The sequence below is a fragment of the Gemmiger formicilis genome, assembly GCF_016901605.1.
Taxonomy (GTDB): Bacteria; Bacillota; Clostridia; order Oscillospirales; family Ruminococcaceae; genus Gemmiger; species Gemmiger formicilis_B.
The window spans coordinates 1-406 of record NZ_JACJKP010000477.1 but is presented as its reverse complement, the minus strand read 5'-3'; the positions used below and the strand labels follow the sequence as shown (position 1 = coordinate 406).

Below are 406 nucleotides of genomic sequence, written 5' to 3'. Positions count from 1 at the left end.
ACCGGATGGGCGTGACCCAGGTGACCGTTGTTCCCGAACAGGAAAAGCCGGATGGAGATTTTCCCACCTGTCCTTACCCCAACCCCGAGATCCGGGAGGCCATGGAAACCGGCCTGAAGCTGTGCGATACCGTGCACCCCGACCTGATGATCGGCACCGACCCCGACTGTGACCGGATGGGTGCCGCTGTGCCGGACGGGCAGGGCGGCTACCGGCTGATCACCGGCAACGAAATGGGTGTGCTGTTGCTGGATTACATCTGCCGGGTACGCCAGGCCAACGGCACCATGCCCGCCCATCCGGTGGCCGTGACCACCATCGTTTCCACCGATATGGCAACGCCCATTGCAGCCAAATATGGTGTGGAACTGCGCCGCACCCTGACCGGCTTCAAGTTCATCGGTGA

1 pseudogene is annotated in these 406 nt (G+C 62.6%); it reads left to right on the top strand.

Going from position 1 to position 406, the window contains the following annotated elements:
- A pseudogene (locus tag H6B10_RS15525) lies at positions 1–406 on the top strand (phospho-sugar mutase); the annotation flags it as partial.